Annotated in this window: 15 protein-coding genes; 6 read left to right on the top strand and 9 right to left on the bottom strand. The window is 58.2% G+C overall.

Annotated elements, in window-relative coordinates; translation table 11 throughout:
• Positions 1-4: 4 nt before the first annotated feature.
• Genes bcsA through B3729_RS08065 form a run of 4 tightly spaced genes read left to right on the top strand, consistent with a single transcriptional unit; the run spans position 5 to position 9,831 of the window.
• Positions 5-4,378, top strand: coding sequence for a UDP-forming cellulose synthase catalytic subunit (gene bcsA / locus B3729_RS08050; protein ID WP_286787560.1), 4,374 nt, complete (start codon positions 5-7; stop codon positions 4,376-4,378).
• A 2-nt stretch (positions 4,379-4,380) separates the two neighbouring features.
• On the top strand, positions 4,381-8,352 hold the full coding sequence (locus B3729_RS08055) for a cellulose biosynthesis protein BcsC (protein ID WP_286787561.1): 3,972 nt from the start codon (positions 4,381-4,383) through the stop codon (positions 8,350-8,352).
• The gene (gene bcsD, locus B3729_RS08060; RefSeq protein ID WP_286787562.1) at positions 8,352-8,813 is read left to right on the top strand and encodes a cellulose biosynthesis protein BcsD; all 462 of its coding nucleotides are present in this window, start codon (positions 8,352-8,354) and stop codon (positions 8,811-8,813) included. Before B3729_RS08055 ends, bcsD begins: the two co-directional genes overlap by 1 nt.
• 25 nt (positions 8,814-8,838) lie before the next feature.
• Positions 8,839-9,831 (top strand): glycosyl hydrolase family 8, encoded by a 993-nt coding sequence (locus tag B3729_RS08065; RefSeq protein WP_286787702.1) that lies wholly within the window; start codon positions 8,839-8,841, stop codon positions 9,829-9,831.
• Between the two features lie 42 nt (positions 9,832-9,873).
• Here B3729_RS08065 and B3729_RS08070 read toward each other — a convergent pair whose 3' ends face one another.
• The 6 genes from B3729_RS08070 to B3729_RS08095 all read right to left on the bottom strand — a co-directional run bounded on the left by B3729_RS08070 (position 9,874) and on the right by B3729_RS08095 (position 15,823).
• On the bottom strand, positions 9,874-11,205 hold the full coding sequence (locus B3729_RS08070) for a deoxyguanosinetriphosphate triphosphohydrolase (protein ID WP_286787563.1): 1,332 nt from the start codon (positions 11,203-11,205) through the stop codon (positions 9,874-9,876).
• Between the two features lie 110 nt (positions 11,206-11,315).
• A complete protein-coding gene (locus tag B3729_RS08075) occupies positions 11,316-12,494 on the bottom strand; it encodes an EAL domain-containing protein (RefSeq protein WP_286787564.1) in 1,179 nt (392 codons plus the stop codon).
• A gap of 134 nt (positions 12,495-12,628) precedes the next feature.
• Positions 12,629-12,982, bottom strand: a complete 354-nt coding sequence (locus tag B3729_RS08080) for a hypothetical protein (RefSeq protein ID WP_010795066.1) — start codon at positions 12,980-12,982, stop codon at positions 12,629-12,631.
• Positions 12,979-13,374 carry a phage holin family protein gene (locus tag B3729_RS08085; protein WP_010795065.1) on the bottom strand — a complete coding sequence of 132 codons (396 nt, stop codon included), beginning with the start codon at positions 13,372-13,374 and terminating at the stop codon, positions 12,979-12,981. Before B3729_RS08085 ends, B3729_RS08080 begins: the two co-directional genes overlap by 4 nt.
• Before the next feature lie 16 nt (positions 13,375-13,390).
• Positions 13,391-13,771 carry a DUF883 family protein gene (locus tag B3729_RS08090; protein ID WP_019365812.1) on the bottom strand — a complete coding sequence of 127 codons (381 nt, stop codon included), beginning with the start codon at positions 13,769-13,771 and terminating at the stop codon, positions 13,391-13,393.
• A 96-nt stretch (positions 13,772-13,867) separates the two neighbouring features.
• Positions 13,868-15,823 (bottom strand): monovalent cation:proton antiporter family protein, encoded by a 1,956-nt coding sequence (locus B3729_RS08095; RefSeq protein WP_286787565.1) that lies wholly within the window; start codon positions 15,821-15,823, stop codon positions 13,868-13,870.
• Positions 15,824-16,016: 193 nt separating this feature from the next.
• Between B3729_RS08095 and B3729_RS08100 the strand changes: the two genes are divergently transcribed.
• Positions 16,017-16,259, top strand: a complete 243-nt coding sequence (locus tag B3729_RS08100) for a glutaredoxin family protein (RefSeq protein WP_286787566.1) — start codon at positions 16,017-16,019, stop codon at positions 16,257-16,259.
• Between the two features lie 226 nt (positions 16,260-16,485).
• On the top strand, positions 16,486-16,770 hold the full coding sequence (locus B3729_RS08105) for a DUF3509 domain-containing protein (protein ID WP_010795061.1): 285 nt from the start codon (positions 16,486-16,488) through the stop codon (positions 16,768-16,770).
• A gap of 157 nt (positions 16,771-16,927) precedes the next feature.
• Here B3729_RS08105 and B3729_RS08110 read toward each other — a convergent pair whose 3' ends face one another.
• From B3729_RS08110 to B3729_RS08120, 3 genes are all read right to left on the bottom strand, one after another.
• Positions 16,928-17,422, bottom strand: a complete 495-nt coding sequence (locus tag B3729_RS08110; protein WP_162997611.1) for a hypothetical protein — start codon at positions 17,420-17,422, stop codon at positions 16,928-16,930.
• 15 nt (positions 17,423-17,437) lie between these two features.
• Positions 17,438-17,716: a DUF3509 domain-containing protein gene (locus B3729_RS08115; protein ID WP_010795059.1), complete on the bottom strand. Its 279-nt coding sequence runs from the start codon at positions 17,714-17,716 to the stop codon at positions 17,438-17,440.
• A 193-nt stretch (positions 17,717-17,909) separates the two neighbouring features.
• Positions 17,910-18,581, bottom strand: a complete 672-nt coding sequence (locus B3729_RS08120; RefSeq protein ID WP_010795058.1) for a haloacid dehalogenase type II — start codon at positions 18,579-18,581, stop codon at positions 17,910-17,912.
• Positions 18,582-18,681 lie beyond the last annotated feature (100 nt).

Below are 18,681 nucleotides of genomic sequence, written 5' to 3' on the forward strand. Positions count from 1 at the left end.
AAGGATGAATTCTGGAGTCGGAAAGCTCGCAGCCAGCGGGCTTGTTGTTCTGGCGTTGCCTATCCTTGCACTGATCATCATGGTGCCGATGAGCATCGAGATGCAGCTGCTGCTAAGCGTGGCTGCCATCCTGTTTACGATGGTGCTCAAGCGCAACCCTTCTTCCCGAATCACTTTGACGCTGGTGGTCATTTCGATCACGCTTTCGACACGCTATCTCTACTGGCGTACCACCGAGACGCTGCATTTCAGCAATGGTGTGGAATGGGTTCTGGGTATCGGTCTGTACCTGGCCGAGGTCTATGCCTGGATCATCCTGCTGTTGGGCTACTTCCAGAGTGCCTGGCCGCTTGAGCGCAGGCCCAGCCGTCTGCCAGCCGATACCTCGGTGTGGCCAAGCGTGGATGTCTACATTCCGACCTATAACGAGAGCCTGAGCGTAGTACAGGATACGATCCTGGCTGCCCAGAATCTGAATTACCCGGCCGACAAGCTCAGAATCTATGTACTCGATGATGGTCGCCGACCCGAATTTGGTGCATATGCCGCTGCCGCAGGCGTGGGGTATATCGTTCGGCCGGACAACAATCATGCGAAGGCCGGTAATCTCAACCATGCGATGACCAAGACCCACGGCGACCTGATCTGCATCTTCGACTGCGATCACGTCACGACCCGGGTTTTCCTGCAGGCCACGGTCGGGCAATTCCTCGATGACCCCAAACTCGCCTTGGTGCAGACGCCACATCACTTCTATTCGCCAGACCCGTTTGCCCGCAACCTCAGTACCCAGGGTAAGGTTCCCAGTGAGGATGAGCTGTTCTATGGCCCGATTCAGAAGGGCAACGACCTGTGGAATGCCACGTTCTTTTGCGGTTCTTGCGCTATCATCCGCCGCAAGGCCTTAGAAGATACGAACGGATTTGCCGTCGAGACCGTAACCGAAGATGCGCATACGGCGCTCAAGCTGCAGCGCAAGGGATGGAACACAGCCTTTATCAGCGTCCCCATGGCGGCAGGCCTTTCAACAGAGCGCCTGGCCTTGCATGTCGGTCAGCGTATGCGCTGGGCGCGAGGCATGACGCAGATCTTCCGGCTGGATAACCCGCTGCTCGGGCGGGGCCTGGCATTGCCTCAGCGGCTCTGCTATCTGAACGCCATGCTGCATTTCCAGTTTGCCCTGCCGCGCTTTGTCTTCCTGACATCGCCGCTGGCCTTCCTGCTGCTGGGACAGAACATCATCGCTGCCTCGGCGCAGACCATTTTTGCCTATGCCTTGCCCCATCTGGTGCTGTCGATCCTGACAAACGCCCGTATCCAGGGTAAACACCGTCATTCCTTCTGGGGGGAAATCTACGAGACGGTGCTGGCCTTTCACCTGATCAAGCCCACGCTCTATACGCTGTTCAACCCCAGGAAGGGCAAGTTCAACGTGACGGACAAAGGCGATCTGCTGGACCGGGGCTTCTTCGATTTTCCTGTGGTGAAGCCGCACCTGATTACGGTGGGCTTTTTGTGTGCCGGCATCCTGTTTGGTATTGCCAAGTATTTCTGGATCGAAGCGATTCGGCCGGATTTGTTCACGCTGATGCTCAACATTGGCTGGACAGTCTTCAACATGTTGATCCTGTTGGCGGCCATTGCAGCGGCACTCGAGACCCGGCAGGTGCGCCAGACCGTGCGGCTCGCTGTCAATCTGCCGATTCTCATGTACCTGGCCGATGGCCGTGTGGTGCGCAGCGAGTCGGTGGATATTTCCATGGGCGGTGCGCGGCTTCGTTACAAGGGGGGTGAGTTGTCCGCGCCAGTCGAGGAGATCGAGATCCAGTATGGCGAGTCGCCTCTGATCCTGGGCACAGACATGGTCAATGCCCGCGATGGCTATGTGCAGTTGCGTTACAAACCCCTCTCAATTGCCCAACGCCGCGATTTGGTGGCTATCGTCATGGGGCGGCCAGATGCCTGGCTCAAGACGCACCCAACACAGGAAGATAACCCGCTGCGCTCATTGTGGAATGTGATCCGATCGGGCGCGCTACTGGTCAGGCGGCCGACCAGACGCTCGCCCGGCAACGCAACCAAGACTCGCAAGCCACGGGGATTTGCCAGGGCGCTGATGCCTGCCGCCGCCCTGGTGGTTGTTGCCGTGCTGTGCATTATTTCCTTGCCGTCCAAGGCTGATGAGCAGCCCCTTCCGCCGCTCCCGGCCTTGCCGCCACCCGTCAGTACAATAACCTCTGCTGGCATGCCTGCTATGCCCGGCAGGGTTGAATCGATCAGCCTTAGCCGGTTGGGCGTGTCCGACGCACTGATGCTGAAGGGGCGGCGAGGGGAGGCGGGCGTAGCTTTTTCCATCAACCGCCAGCAGGTGGTTACAGGCGCGACGCTGCACCTGCGCCTCAGCTATTCCGACAAGCTTTTAGCCGAGAGCAGCGTCCTGCAGGTATCGGTCAACGATGAGCTGATTCAGAACATTCCATTGGTACCTGCTACCGCCTCGGGACTGGACGTCGATCTGCCCATCAATCCGCTACTCCTGCTGCCTTATAATCGGCTGAACCTGCGCCTTGATGCGCATTATTCACAGCAGTGTGAGAACCCGTTACATCCTGCGCTGTGGGCCAGAATAGACCCTGCCTCCACGCTGGAACTGGCCTTGGAAAGGCTGCCCATTACGCGCGATCTGGCATTGCTGCCAGCACCCTTTTTCGATGAAGCGGATATGAGCCGCCTGCGCCTGCCTGTGGTACTGCCCGATCAACCTGAAGCGGGTGAGATAGAAAGCGCTGCGATGGTCGCCTCTTGGTTTGGTATGCAGTCCCGCTTTCGTGGCGCTGAATTTCCGGTCAGCTTCAATGAGCTGCCGATGGGGAATGCCGTTCTCATTGGCACGGCACGCGAATCCTTTACAGGTTTAACCCTGCCAGCGATTGAGGGTCCCATGCTGGCCGTGGTCGATAACCCCCGTGATTCCCTGGGCAAGCTCCTGCTGGTGCTGGGGCGCGATGCATCGGAAGTCCGCGTCGCCGCTCAGAATCTGGTACTAAGGTCGGATCGTCTGAAAGGGGAAGCTGCTAATTTAGCGCCGTTTTCGATCCCGGCCCGCCGGCCTTACGATGCGCCGCGCTGGATCTCCAATCAGGTTACCCGCTTCGCTGATCTGGCAAAGCCTGAGGCGCTGACCAGCGACAATCTCTTTCCAGGTGTCATCAAGATAGGTTTTCGCGCTGCACCCGATAACTTTCTCTGGGAAGGCGACAATGTGCCGATGCGCATACGGTTTCGCTTCCCCGAAGGGGATTGGTACGACGCCGCACGCTCCCGACTGGATGTCTCACTTAACGGGCAATACCTGAGTTCAGTATCGGTACTCAAGCCGGGCCTGTATGAAAAGGTAAAGTCACTGCTGGGCTACCCCAGCCGCCAGGAAGATGCAGTGATCGAGGTGCCGCCGTATCTGATCTATGGCGATAACCAGCTAGGGTTTTACTACAACCAGCAGGTCACCAGCACCGAAGACTGCAACCTTGTGCTGCCGGAGTCAGCGCATAGCTACATCGACGGCGACTCAGTGATTGACCTGAGTGGAGCCAAGCACTTTTCACAGCTGCCCAACCTGTCTTTCTTCGTTGGAGCCGGCTTTCCCTTTACACGTATGGCCGATCTTTCCCAGACGGCGCTCATTCTGCCTCATTCACCCCGCGCCAGTGAGATTGAGGCCTTATTGACGCTGATGGGGCGTTTCGGTGATGCCACGGGCTATCCTGCCCTTAACGCAACCGTGCTCTTGGGAACCACACATCTGCCTGAAGTCGCGGACCGCGACTGGCTGGTGGTTGGCCAGATCAGTGATCGGCTGGATTTCAAGACGCTGTTCCAGGGCTCGTCCTTCACACTCACCCAGAACCGGCTTCGTATCCAACCGCTCACGCCAACCGGCATGCTTGAAACAGTATTGCTGGGCGACTGGGATCGCCAGATAGATGCAGCCGACCGCACGCTGGCGGGCTATCGGGATTTTCAGGGGTTTGTCAGCCGCCAGTCACCCCTCAACAACAAGCGCGTCGTAGTGATGGCATTGGCTAGCCAGCCAGAACGCCTGCCTAATGTAATTACCTATTTGAACAGCCCGGAACACAGCGCCGAGATCAGAGGCGATATCGCCTTGTTTGGCCGTGATGGTCAGGTGGAGAGCTTTCGTACCGGGCTGCGCTTTACCTATGGCGAGTTGCCTTGGTTTATGTATGTGCGCTGGCTGTTCAGTGAGCGGCCCCTGGTCCTGATGGGGTTGTTGTTGCTTGCAGCAGTGCTGGCGGCATTTGGGCTTCACACATTGCTCAGGCTCCAGGCCCACAAGCGACTGGGCAAAAGGAATTGATCATGCCGAAGTATGCGCTGAAAACCTTATCGGTCGCGATGCTGTGCGCACTCAGCGGAATGACCTATGCCAATCTGCCTGATACGGCGATTGCAAATCAGGGTATAGACGTTTTGCTGCAGCAAGCCAGCTTTTGGCAGAGCCGCAACCGGCCGGACATGGCTCGTCAGGCGCTCGACCGTGCTCTACAGGTTGACCCGGTATCCGAGGAGGTCCTGTACCGCCAGGCTCAGCTTGCCCTGGGTACTGACAGGGCGGCCTACGAAGGCTGGTTGCAGAAACTCAAACAACTGCACCCGGACAGCGCCCGCATCGAGATCCTGCAAAACCAGGCGCAGGCCAAGACGCTTGATCGCAGCGAGTTGCCGCAAATACGTCAGCTGGCAAGCCAAGGCAAAGCTGACGAGGCTGCCCTGCGCTACAGGACGCTTTTCAACGGCAATCCTCCGCCAGATGACTTGGCGCTTGAGTACTACCAGACGCTTGCAGGCACAAAAAACGGTTGGGTGCAGGGGCGCGAGGGGTTGGAGCAGCAGGTTCGCCGCAATCCAGCCGACCTCAAGGCGCGTCTGGCGCTTGCCGAGGCGCTGACCTACCGGGACGAGACGCGGCGGGAGGGAATCCATCAGCTGGCCGAACTGTCAGGCTCGGTGCCTGAGGCGCGGCAACCCTGGCGACAGGCGCTGCTGTGGTTGGGCGCGGAATCTTCCGATCAGGCGTTGTATGAGCGCTACGCCCAGGTCAATCCGAATGATGCCGAGGTCGTTCAGCACTTCATGACGGTGGTCAACGCTCAGGCCGAGAGCGCCCAGGGGCAGGCAAGGGCAGCAGCCTTCAAGGATTTGAACGCAGGTCGGCTCGATGTGGCTGCCCGTAAATTCCAGCAGGCGCTTCAGGAAGATCCACAGGATGCCGAGGCCTGGGGCGGCCTGGGGATCATCCAATTGCGCGCCCAGGATTACGAAGCGGCCAAGCGCAGCCTTGAGCGGGCCAGCCAGCTTGATCCGACGCAACGTGCTCGTTGGGCGGAGGCCGTAGCTAATGCCGATTTTTACGGCCGACTCACCGCCGTGCGCGCTTTACGTGACCGGGGCCGCCTGATGGAGGCCGAGCAGCAGGCCCGGGCGCTGGCGCAGGCAACAGGTGAGCAGGGGCGCTCGGGCAAGCTGCTTTATGGCGACATTCTGCTGCGTAATAGCAAGGCAGCCGAGGCGGAAGCCGTTTATAAACCTCTATTGAGCGCGCGCCCGGATGACACTGCCGCGGGGTTGGGGCTGTACAACAGCTATCTCATGCAACAACGCAGTGCCGAGGCGTTGGCGTTACTCAAGGCGCACCCTGCCGTGGCCAAACAGGCAGCCGGCAGCCTTGAGCAGGTAGAAGCGCAGGCCTTGAGCGAGCGTGCCCGTAAGGCATCGGTGGCCGGCAATAATGAGCAGGCGCTGGAACTCTATGCGCAGGCCCTGGCCATTGCGCCAAACAGTCCCTGGATCCGCCTGGCCTATGCACGGCTGTTGCACGGTTCCGACCCGGTACAGGCCCAGGCGCTTATGGAGCCGGATGCGCGCCGCAACGATCCGGAAGCCTTGCACGCCGCTGCAGTATTCGCCATTGAGCAGGCGCGCTGGGAGGATGCCCAGCGCTATATCGAGCGTGTCCCTTTGCCGGCTCGTACCCCGGACATGCTTCAGTTGATCACGCGCACCGAAATAAACAGCCGTATCGCCCGCGTACGCAGGATCGTCGCCGGTGGTAATCCGATCCAGGCGCGCCAGGCCCTGCGCGAACTCTACGATAATGCGCCTTCGGACCTTGGTGGACGCGGCGCTGTAGCTCAGGCGCTGGCAGATATGGGGCAAACGGCCTGGGCATTGTCGCTGGTCAGAGCATTCGAGCGTGACGATGGCCAGCAGCCAGTCACCCATTATGTGCCTGTCGTTTCAGTGTTGAGTCAGGCCGGTCAAACGACCGAAGCCGATCTGCTGCTGCACCAGCTGGAGCGTCGCGGACGGTTATCGGCAGTGGATGAGGCCAGCCTGGTCGGCTTGCGCCGGGGAATTGCTGTCAATCAGGCGGACTGGATGCGCAAGCGCGGCGACAACGCCGGAGCGTATGACCTGTTAATGGCTGCATTGGCGCAGTCGCCGCGGGACCCGGACCTGCTGTTGGCGATGGGACGGCTCTATGATGGCGGACACATGCCCAAGGAGGCGCTGGGTGTGTACGAATACGTACTGGCGCAGACCCCTGCCAACGAAGATGCCGTAAAGGGGGGCGTCAGTGCCGCCCTGGCATTGAACGATCCGGCACGCGCATCGGCCATTCTCAAGAAAACCGGGCATACCGACAATGCCACCTCGCTTTATCTTTCAGCCCGGATCGCTCAGGCCCAGGGTAAAACAGACACCGCCATCGAGCTTCTGAAAGCGGCTCAGCGCAAGCAACACGGCGTGGTACCTCAGGCGTCTGGTTCGTCTGCCGAGTTGGCCGCCTTGGGGCAAGGCAATCCATTCCGCAAGGAGTATGCGGTGGCTGGCTCGCCTTTGTTACTGGCCGATGCAGGCGCTGATTCTGCTGTTCCAGGCTATCTGCACACGCAGCGAGCCTCTTCAGGTCTACCAGCCGATCCATTGATGACCGATATTCAGCGAACCCTGGCGGATCTTCAACAGGCGCGGATGCCCTTCATCCAGGGAGGCATGAACATTCGTGCACGGGATGGCGATACCGGCCTGAGCAGGCTGACTGAGGTCAATGCGCCGTTGACGGTCTCACTGGTGCCGTTCGGTAATACCCGGCTGGAGCTTACCGCCACGCCTGTTTCCATCAGCGCAGGGTCGGTGGAGGGCGACAGCGCCAACCGGTTTGGCTCCGGTAGTCTCTATCGGCAGATGGCGTTCAACTTCGAGCAGAAGGTTACGACGCATTTTCTCGAAAGCGTTAACTACAGCCGAACCAACATGACGGCGGCTGACCGGCAGGCCGCTGCGCAAAGTGTGCGTAATGAGCTGTTGAACGCGGATACCGGCAATGCGCTGGGTGGAAAAGGTCGCGCTTTGCTCGAAAGCCTTGTCAATAACCGCGCCAGCGCCGTGATGGCGCCCTACGAGCCGGGTTCGCAGTCCGACTCCGGGGTAGCGCTTAGCGCCGCAATCAGGCATGAACAATTCCAGGCAGATGTCGGCACGACCCCGCTCGGGTTTGAGAAGCAAAACCTGGTAGGAGGGTTCAAATGGACGCCCAAGGTCGGGGATAACGGCAAGTTGTCCCTGGCTGTCGAACGGCGCGCAGTAACAGACAGCGTCTTGTCCTATGCAGGTGCCAAGGACCCGCTGACGGGCAAGCGCTGGGGTGGCGTCACCAAGACCGGTATAGCGGCTGAGTACAGTTACGACGATGGCGATGTGGGGGCTTACTATGGTGGCGACTACTTTATCTATCGGGGAGAGGGCGTTGCCGATAACCAGGCCCTGGGAGTCCACGCCGGTGCCTACGTTCGCCCCATCCATGAGACTGACCGTGAACTCAAGATAGGGATTCACCTCGGCTGGAATAGCTTTGACAAGAATCTGAGCGGCTATACCGTCGGGCATGGCGGGTATTTCAGCCCACAAAATTACGTAGGCGTCTCGTTCCCGATCGAATACACCGCCAAGTACAACAACAAATGGGACATGAAATTCAACGTGGCGCCCGGATTTCAGGCGTTCAATCAGAAGAGTGAAGACTACTTCCCGACCGACAAGGCCTTGCAGTCGAGCATGGAGTTCCTTGCAGGGCAGGGCTATGTCAGCAGCGCCCGATACAAGGGCAGCAGTGACAGCGGGCTTGCGCTCAATGCGGGCGCTAAACTCGAATATAGCCTGGGCAAGCAGACCAAGGTAGGCGGCGCGCTGAGTTACGATACCTTTGGTGATTACTCCGAAACCACAGGACAACTCTACTTGAAACACAACCTGGAGAACCTGCCGTAATGCAGTCCAAGGATATTGAACAGGCGACGCTTGCCTATTTGTCCACGCGAGAAGAGCGGGGGCGGTGGGGCAGCCTTATTCTGACGCTGATCAACCAGATGTATGAGTCGGCTGGCAGTACTGATGCGCTGGGTTTTCTGCGACTGGTAGGGGCGCGCCTGGGCGAATCCATGGTGTTAAGCGAGCAGCCTACACTTGAGGCATTGGAGAGGGTTGTCAACGAGCGCTGGAAGGCCATGGATTGGGGCTGGGTACGCTTTGGCGTGCAGGGCAAGGCCATCGAGATCGTGCACGGTGGCTATCCAATACTTGAGTCTTCCGAGCGCTGGACCCGGAGCCTGGCTGCCGTATTGGAGGGTCTATATGAGTACATATTCCAGGCGCAGGGAGAGGAGCATCGGCTGCAGGTTCGTCTGCTGGAATCGCCCGAAGGCGCGCTGGTGTTTCGCTGTGCAGGTTAGAACATGGCGATGTGCCCTCCTGGCTGTGCTTTGTCTGGCCTCGGCCCTTGTCTCAGGAGAGCCCTTGAGCTGCCAGCAGGGTTGGGACATCTATCAGCAGCGGTTCGTGACGTCGCAAGGACGTGTTACCGATACGGGTAACCAGGGCATCAGCCATTCCGAGGGCCAGGGCTACGCGATGCTGATTGCGGAGGCCAATGGTGATCGCAGGGCGTTTGACCGTCTTTGGAGCTGGACGAAGCAGACCCTGCAGCGTGAGGACCGATTGTTCTCGTGGAGGTACGACCCAAAGGCAAATCCTGCCGTCACCGATCGCAATAACGCATCCGATGGGGACCTGCTTATTGCCTGGGCCTTGCAGCAAGCAGGTGAGCGTTGGCAGAACCCTGCCTATGCAAAGGCTTCGAAACAGATTCGTGACGCCATTGCAGCACATCTGATCCAGCGCGAGCAGGGCTATACGCTGCTGCTGCCAGGTCTGGAAGGGTTCAAGCGTCCAGACGGAACCGTTATCAACCTGTCGTACTGGATCTTTCCTGCCTTGCAAGCCTTTGCGCGGATCGAACCGGAAGGTCCCTGGACAGCGCTTTTCCAGAGCGGCACGCAATTGCTTCAAGCCGCGCAGTTTGGTGAGGCCAAATTACCATTTGACTGGATCGCCCAGGGAGCTGACGGCACCCTGAAGCCTGCCGAAGGCTGGCCGTCACGCTTTGGATTCGATGCCGTCCGCGTGCCGCTGTATGGCGCCTGGGCAGGACTTGGCAAGCGCGGTGAGTGGCGCGCAGTCAGTACGTTCTGGCACAGCAAGGATCCGGTTTCACCCCCTGCCTGGGTCGATCTAGCCTCTGGTGAGGTTGCACCCTATGCGGCCTCCTGGGGAGTGCTGGGTATTCGCGCGCTGCTCGATGGTCAGCCGCAATCCTTGCAGGCGGAAGTGTTGAAGCAGGAGGATTATTATTCCTCGTCCCTGCTGATGCTCAGCCAGATAGCGCAGGGTAATTGCGGCAAGGCTCGCTGAACTCTTCAGCCGCTCGTTTTCATGAGCGGCTTAAGAGCATGGTCAAACAGGGCTTGAGCGTCCTGTCATCTCGCGGGCCATTTCGGTGGCGTAGCTGTCCGTCATGCCGGCGATAAAGTCGATTACCCGCATGAACGAGCGGTGCAGCGCCCAGTTCGGGTCCGGCGCGCTGTTGCCTAACAGGTCCAGAATGCGCCGGTGCTTGAAGGACGGCTCACGGCCGCGATGCTGTTCAAGCGCTGCGCCACAAAACGCATTGAGCAGAATTTCAAGCGTGGTATAGGCACCAATTTCATGCAGTGTCTTGCGCTTGTCCTGGAATATTTTTTCCCGGGCCATGGCTTTGGCACGCTGCACGCACAGCTTGGCGGGACCATCCATGTGTTCGACCAGATCGTCCTTCAGGGTACCGGCCAGCAGGGCGTCCTGTTGTTCGACAAAGGCGCGTGCCGTGGCATTGGTCAGGTGTTCGATGGCCTTGCCACGCAAGATGGCCAGCTTGCGCCGACGCGAGTCCTGTGGGCCGAGCTGGCGATAGGTTTCGGGCAGATCATCGCCTACGAGGCCCAGCAGCAGGGCTTCCACTTCGGCATAGGTAAGCAGATCCATTTCCAACCCATCTTCCAGGTCGATCAGCGCATAGCAAATGTCATCGGCCGCTTCCATCAGATAGACCAGCGGATGCCGCGCCCAACGCTCCTTGCCAAGCAGGGGAATACCCAATTTGCCGGCAATCTGTTCAAGCAGCGGCAGCTCGCTCTGGTAGCAGCCAAACTTGTGTTTCTTGTAGCCGGGTGCCTCGGCATAGCGGGACGTCCAGGGGTACTTCAAGTAAGTCCCCAATGTGGCATACGTGAGGCGTGTGCCTCCGTCGAACTGGTGGTACTCCAGCTGTGTCAGGACACGAAAGCCTTGGGCATTGCCTTCGAAGTGCAGGAAATCGTCGCGCTCGATGTCGCTCATGTCATCCAGCCAGCCACGGCCGGCCGCTTGGGCGAACCAGTGGCGAATCGCATCTTCCCCCGAGTGTCCGAAGGGAGGATTGCCGATGTCGTGCGCCAGGCACGCTGACTGCACGATTACCCCCAGATCGCTGGGTTCGCACCAGTCCGGCAACTGATGACGCAGGCTTTCGCCTACACGCATACCGAGCGAGCGGCCTACACAGGCGACTTCAAGACTGTGGGTCAGTCGGGTATGGATATGGTCGTTGCTGCTGACCGGATGCACCTGCGTCTTGCGTCCCAGGCGGCGAAAGGCGCCTGAGAAAATGATACGGTCGTGATCTTTGTGAAACGGGCTGCGGCCCAGTTCGGCGGTGCTGTGCACAGCCTTGCCGAGGCGCTCGCGGGTTAGAAGTGTTTGCCAGTCCAAGGCCTACCTCGCAACAACGGTTTTCGTGTGGCGTACCCTAGCAGGCTTGTGCCTGTAGGCGATACTGGGGCAATGCTTACACGATAGACCGTTCTCGATCAGGCAGGTTTTCAGGTCTGAGGCTCCGTCAAAAGCGAGGCGTCAATGTCGATCAGCAGAAGCCGCTGCCCCTGGGCAATGAACTGGCCTGCCGTCATGCAGTACCGGTTAGTGGTAGCGTCCCGGTAGGTGGTGGAGAGATTCAGGCGGCGCTCATCCACGCCCTCGGCAAGCAGGCTGTAGAAGTACGGGCGCCATGACCAGTTGTGGTTCAGGTAGCGACGATTTTCCTGCCAGAACATGCCGTTCCATTCCAGATTCGGGCTTGTCTGGGTGCCATGTCGATCGCACTGATACAGGCGCAGCAGCCAGGGCAGGTCGTGGGGAAGGGGAAGTGCGCTGATCATTGACCTGTTTTCTGCCCAGGGACGCACCTCCTGGATAAAACGGGCCAGTTGCTGGCGCAACATCATGAGCCTTGTACGCTCTCGTAGCTTGCGCTGCACATAACGTGTTCGCAGGGCTGCAAAGCGCTCGACATGGGTCCCGGTTGGTTGAAACTGCTCAGCCGCTTGCGCAAAAAGAAAGCCTTGTATGTAGCGAGCGCCACATTCCAGTGCGAAATCAAGCTCTTCTTCCGTCTCAACCCCTTCGGCAATGATCCAGCAGCCAATCTTCTCAGCCATCAGGGCCATGGCTCTGACGACTTCACCACTGGGTCCACCCCTGGCCGCGGCTTGGAACAGGCGCATGTCGAGCTTGAGGATATCCGGTGCCAGGTCCATGACGCGATCCAGCTGTGAATAGCCTGCACCAAAGTCATCAATGGCGATTCTGGCACCGGCGGTACGGTAGCGATGAACCACGTCCAGTAAGCGTTGTTGATTACCTGCCAACTCGGTGATCTCAAACACGATACGCCGAGGGTCAATCCCCTGGCGTTCGACCTGCTTCAGGCTCGGCAATGGGTGATCCGCACGGGCGTGGCTGATCCAGCGGGGGGAAATATTCAAGCTCAGAAACCAGTCTGGTGGCGCGTCGCGGAAGCGGCTCAGGGCATTATCATGGATGTCTCGATCCAGCTGGCGCAGGTCTATGGGTGAAACCGTACGGGACGCGAACAGTGGGCCTACCGACTGACAGCTACCGTCTGCCTGACGCAGGCGGCCCAAGGCTTCTACGCCGGCGATCTGTCCGGTTGCGGTATCGATGAAGGGTTGGAAAAAGGCGAGAGGGTATCCTGTGAACACGGGGTCCTTCCTGCGGATTAGGTCTGCCGTAAGCTGACCTGAGGTTGAAAAGAGGGTCTCTTTTCTCTCGCAAGAATGCGGCCAATATTCGCTAGGATAGAGCAGGCATATGGCGCATCCGTGCGCCAGTATTCCTAAGGGTAAGGGTGATGAGTACCCTGTTGCGCCGCGTGCTGCGCGTGCTGATTATGACGCACGGTCTGGTAACGCTTGACGAAGGGATACACGGCAAGACCTATTCGCGCCAGGCGTCCAATGGGTCCCAGGCGCTTACCAAACAACGATAGAAGCAGCGTCGCACCAATCACCAACGGCCCCTTGGACTGAGTGACCACGTCCTTGGGACGAACCATCTCCTTCAAGGTCCCGAGCGGATTGTGCAAGGGCTCGGCGTTGTAAACGATCTGCTGACGGTACAGCTCCATGCGCAGCCGTACCATTTCCTTACGCTTCTGACGGCCAACAGCCGCCGTTAGAGGTTGGTTCATGGCAGTAGGCGCTCCCGATTACGGGCCAGCTCTTCAAGCGTGGCATGGAACGGAGGATTCCCCTTTATCAGGCTCATGGCCTTCCAGACACACAGCGCCATCGCGACGGCGTAAGCGGCGGAAAGCAGAAGGGTTGCCAGCAAACGGTGAGTATCCCAGAACGCAATGATGACGGCCGCCGATAGCCCCACCAGGACTAGCAAACCGAAAATCAGGCTCAGGCCGGTCAGCAGGAACAGCTTGAAGGTGCGAACCTTCTCTTCCTGAACCTCGATACCCAGCAGCTCGAGGTGACTCTGGACCAGACCGACTGCCGCACCTGCCATCCGCTTCAGGGACGGCTTGGGTACTTCGTCTGGTATTTCATGGGGATTCGGCGGTGTCATGTCCATTCATCCCACTCCTTTATCAGCGACGGGTGAATAACAGGCCTACTACAAAGCCGATACCGGCTGCGATGCCTACGGACTTCAGCGGGTGCTCGATAACGTATTCTTCAGTGGTTTGAACAGCCGCACGGCTTTGATCGTACACGGAAGCCTGCTGGGCTTTCAGGGTTTCGCGGGCGCGGGCCAGGGTATCAGTCAGGCGGCTGCGGGCTTCATCCATCTGCTCGCCCGAAGACGATGTCGAACCTTTGAGTAGGCGCTCGGCATCTGCAATCAATGCAGAAAACTCGGCAGTAATCGCATTCTGAACATTACGCAGGTTTTCACGGTGAGTCTGCTTCTGAGTGCTGGAATCGGTCTGGTCTTCCTGCGAGGGTGGAAGAACGCTTTCCATCGTCATATCGATACTCCTTGCAAAGATCGTGAAAGATTGAATTTCATTTGCTTCAGCGGGTTCGAACCTGTCTGGGTCGCAAAGGTTCCGTTTGTCGCTCTTTCATGACATACCGGCCAACAAGCGGGCCTCGGCCTGCTCCAAAGCCGCGACCGGCCCTTTGAGCAGCACGGTGTCATGGACTTTAAGGAGTAGCTCCGGCGTGATGATCAGCTCCGTGCCGTCACGGCGGATGGTTTCCAGACTAAGGCCCAGCGCCTCCAGCTCCAGAGAGCCCAGGGACCGCCCGACCGCATGGGCATTATCGGAAAGATAGATGGCATGCAGCATGATGCGGCTGTTGCGGTGAGCATCCAGCACATCGGCTTGTGCGCCTTGGTAATAACCTTGCAGCAGGCTGTAGCGCTCCCGGCGGATAGTGTCGATACGCTCCTGGACGTGGCGCTCCGATAACCCCAGGAGAAGTAGCGCCTGAGATCCCAGCATCAGGCTTGACTCAAGCAGTTCGGGAACAACGGCACTGGCACCTGCAGCGCGCAGGTCGGCGTTGAGGCTGCTGTCTCGTGTGCGCACCAGGATAGGTAGATCCGCCCGTTGCTGACGTGCCAGGCGAACAATGGCCAGCGCCCGGGACGGGTCGTCTACCGCAACAACCAATAGGCGGGCATGGGCAATGCCTACGGCCTCCAGGAGCTCGGTACGACTGGAGTCTCCATAATGAACGCTTGCCTCGATAGCCACGGCTTCCTGGACCCGAACAGGATCGTTATCCAGCGCTGTGAATGGTATTTTCTCCAGACTCAGCAGTCGGGCGATCGACTGCCCGACCCGGCCGAAGCCGCAGATGATGACATGCCCGGCGAGACCCTCACTGGCACTGGCAATGTCCGAGACGGGTGTTGGGCTGACCAGCCCCAATGATCGGGCCAGCCGCGAAGCATTGCGCAGCAGCACAGGCGCAATGGCCATGGAAATGAAAACAGCCGTCAACAGCGCACCGGAGAACATTTCTTCCACCAGTCCTTCCTGCCTGGCCTGCGCCACCAGTGCAAAGCAGAACTCGCTGCCCTGGGCCAGCGCCACGCCCGTGCGCCAGCCGGTGGCGTTATCGCCAAAGCGGTTTCGAACGACCAGTGCCACGATGAGTGCCTTCAGGACGACCATTGCCAGGACCAGGAGCAGTACGAAACCAGGTTGGCGTATGACGACCTGTATATCGATCAGCATGCCGACACTGATAAAGAACAGGCCTAGAAGCACATCTCGGAAAGGACGCAAATCCGCTTCGACCTGATGCCGATAATGGCTCTCGCCCAGCAGCATCCCCGCCAGAAATGCGCCAAAGCCCATGGAAAGGCCCATCAGGTGCGTGAGCCAGGCGGTGAGCAGGACGATCAGCAATGCCAGCAGCAGAAACAGCTCGGCGGAGCGGGAGCTGCCGATTTCACGAAACAGGGGAGGCAAGAGCCAGCGGCTGGCCGCCAATAGGGTGATGAACAGGACGGCCGTCTTGCCCAAAGTAAGGGGAAGGGCCCAATACCACACGGTATCGGCATGCCCGCTGAAGACCGGAATCAGGGTCAAAAGCAGTACCGCGACCACATCCTGAAAAAGCAGGACGCCTATGGTGTTCTGACCATGGGGCGTCAGCACTTCGCCCAAGGTGGAAAGCTCTCGCGTCACGATGGCAGTTGAGGACAGTGACAGTCCAACCCCTAACAACGCGGCAGTTCCGGGCGAGGCGCCCAGCAGATTCAGGAGCAGTGCCAGCGGAATGCTGCATAGCAGAACCTGGAAACTGCCCAACCCGAAGACGACCCGACGCAACGCCAGCATGCGAGGCAGGGAAAATTCCAGGCCTAGCATGAAAAGCAGAAACACGACGCCCATCTCGGCAATCAGGGGAAGAGACTGATCCGGTTGAACCCAGCCCAGGGCATTGGGGCCCAGGACCAGACCTACGAACAGATAGCCCAGCAAGGGCGGCAGTCCGACTCGGCGTATCAGCGAGATGACCACTAGGGACGCTGCTAACAGCAAAAGAAGATCAATGAACACGTAGGCCTCACAGTCAGGTTACGTCACTGAGTCGACCACGTAATGAGGGGTTATCTCCCCTTCGAATACGCCAAGCCCCGTGATGATGAGCAAAAGTCTAAATGAGCCAGCGTAAACTCCATTGAGGTATATCAATGCCTGGCTTGCTCAATCCGTACCATACTGAAAGATGTTGCACGTTTAGGAGGTGGCCATGAGCCCGCATTGTCAGTTGTTGGTTACCGCAGCCTGCCACCTCTGTCATGACGCGGAAAGGGTACTGATGCCCTTCGTCGAGCATGGTCTGCTGGTCGAAGCCGTTGATATTGTGGAATTGGACGGAGGCGTGGAGCGGTACGGCATGCGAATTCCGGTACTGCGTCACCTGGAAAGTGGACGAGAGCTGGATTGGCCGTTCAATTGCGAACAGATCGCTACCTTTTTAATGCAGGATTAGGTCAGTTTTATCACTGCTGATAGAGATAGGAAGGGGAGTATATGGCTCTGCTTCGTCTTTAAATCGCCTATTTTGCCAGTAGATGGCGCATTGATAGCAGCAGGATCGCGACTTCTATTGCATTTTTTCGTGAATTTCAAGTTTTTGTTGTGAACTCTGGCTTCCAAGTCACTGTCTTTCTCATCGCATTCATAAAACGTAAAACTATTTAATGAATGGGGGAATGATGAATAGCGCAACTGAAAAACTGATGACTGCCTTTCCAACTTACGAATGCTCGGTAACTGAGCCTCGTCCTGACGGAAGCGTTGTGTTCTGCGTACAGGATTTGGGCAGCGATGCGCGAGTTACGCGTGTGATTTCCGCTCGCCAGCTAAGCGATGACCGCGCGCTGCAAATCGTGATCGACGATATGCGCAAAGACGTCTCGCTTCGCGCGGGGGCGTTGGCACCGCAATCGTTGGCTACCTTGCGAGCCACGGGCGCTACCGTAATGCGTTACGCTGATTGAGGCATAGGCGTCTGTCTATGACAGCGTGTTATTGCGCTTGCTCAATCGACATCCAGCAGGCTTTGCCTGTTGGATGTCATGCGTGTTGATTTAGAACAAAAAACCCGCCATTGGCGGGTGTTGCTGTTGCGCTAAAAAGTAGGGCTGGCCATTGACGCTAGTACTTACACCCCATCAAACGACAGCCCTTGCAAGGCAGATCTGCAGGGGCTGTCGTTTCCTCCGGACAGGTGTCCGGTTTTTCAAGACCTGTATCCCAGACTGGAAAACCCAGGCCCTGCGCAGCCAGCGCGCGTCGGGCTGCCGAGACAGTACCTTTCAGCGAACCGGGTTCGCTGTATTGCACCTGACGAATGCGTGTTGAGCGGTAGGCAACGCGTCCGTACAGATCAAGTACGCTAAAGGAAAATGTTCCCTGCAGGTCAGTCAGTGTTGGCCACACCTTGAGCGGGGCCAACGCGTCTGCCAGCTCATCACATGCCAACGCATAGCGTGTCGCCATGATCGCGTCGGTAACGACTGTATTTTCTTTGGACGACAGGTTCGTCGCGTCAGCTAGCGGAATTACCGTATTAAAAGAGGAGGGCGCGCCGATCGACTCAGCAGGATCATAAGTCATCGAGACGCCACCAAGGCCGTTGGGTGAAGACATGCAGCTACTACTTGCTCAGCGGGAGATCGAATACGTCTTGTAAGGCGACAGGGAGGCCAACAGCTCCGGTACACCACAGCCACTGTCGATCGCCATGCCCAGGCGAATGCCATCGATGACGCGGTCCAGCTTTTTCGGCGTGTGCAGTTGCTCTTTGGTAATCAGACGACGAGCCTTGGTGCCGGTATCGTCCGAAAGGGTCAGCGTGACGCTTCCATCCATGCGCTCAATACGGAAATTGACGCGGTAATCAGCTTCGAAAGCCGCAGCGATAACTTGAAAAGGATTATCCATATGCCTCACCTGATAGCCACACCAACGTTACGGTTTCATTGACATAGGTCAGGTCCGCAAAGTTCTACGTTTTTTTTCTGTCTGCGACAGATGCGCATGGGTATACAGTTTGGCTGTGATCTCTGCCTGCCGTGGAGGCCGCGGCATTAGTCACTGATGGGCTCAGGAATCAGTAACATACAGAAACATCTATTCAGGCTGACTCCAGGGTCAGTATCTGTTCGACGACTGCCGTCAGGTCAGAACCCTGAACTGTAGGTGGCGCCAATGGGCTGGGTACCTGTTGAGCAGTGCGTGAAACCAGTGCGGTCTTGAAGCCTGCGCGTTGGGCGCCGGCGATGTCCCAGGCATGCACGGCAATCAGCCACAGCCGTTTTGGGTCTGTATTTAGAGTTTTGGCAGCCTGGAGATACGCAGGCGCATCCGGCTTTAGGGTCTGAGCATCTTCTGCAGAAAGCACTTCATCAAAATAGCCACGCAGTCCAGCGGCGGATAATTGGGCATCAACCAGCTCGCGTGCATTATTGGACAGGGCGACTATTCGAGCCCCTGACTTGCGCAACTGCTCAAGCGCTGGCTCGACATCGGGGTGCGCTGGCAGCATACGCATGGCGGTTTTAACGTGGTGGCGATCGGCTTCTGACAGCTGAACCTGTTCACGCTGCGCCAGCATGGTCAGCGCAGCCTGCCCAGCCTCCTCGAATGAAATGCTAGGGCCGGTGATCGTAGCGGTCATGGCGTTCTGCAGCGTCTGGGCAAACCAGGCACTACGCGCTGTGGATGAGCCAAAGGTCTGGAAGAAGACCGAATCCAACCCTGCCAGATCCAACAGTGTTTCATTGATATCGAACAGGCAACAGGTCATGGGTGTTCCTTACGTATGGGTCTAAGGTGGACAGCCTGTTGTTACACCTGGTTGCGCAATCGATCGGTAAAAACGAGCTTTCAGCGAACCTGAACAATCG

This window comes from Pseudomonas sp. UBA3149 (assembly GCF_002364655.1).
Taxonomy (GTDB): Bacteria; Pseudomonadota; Gammaproteobacteria; order Pseudomonadales; family Pseudomonadaceae; genus Chryseomonas; species Chryseomonas luteola.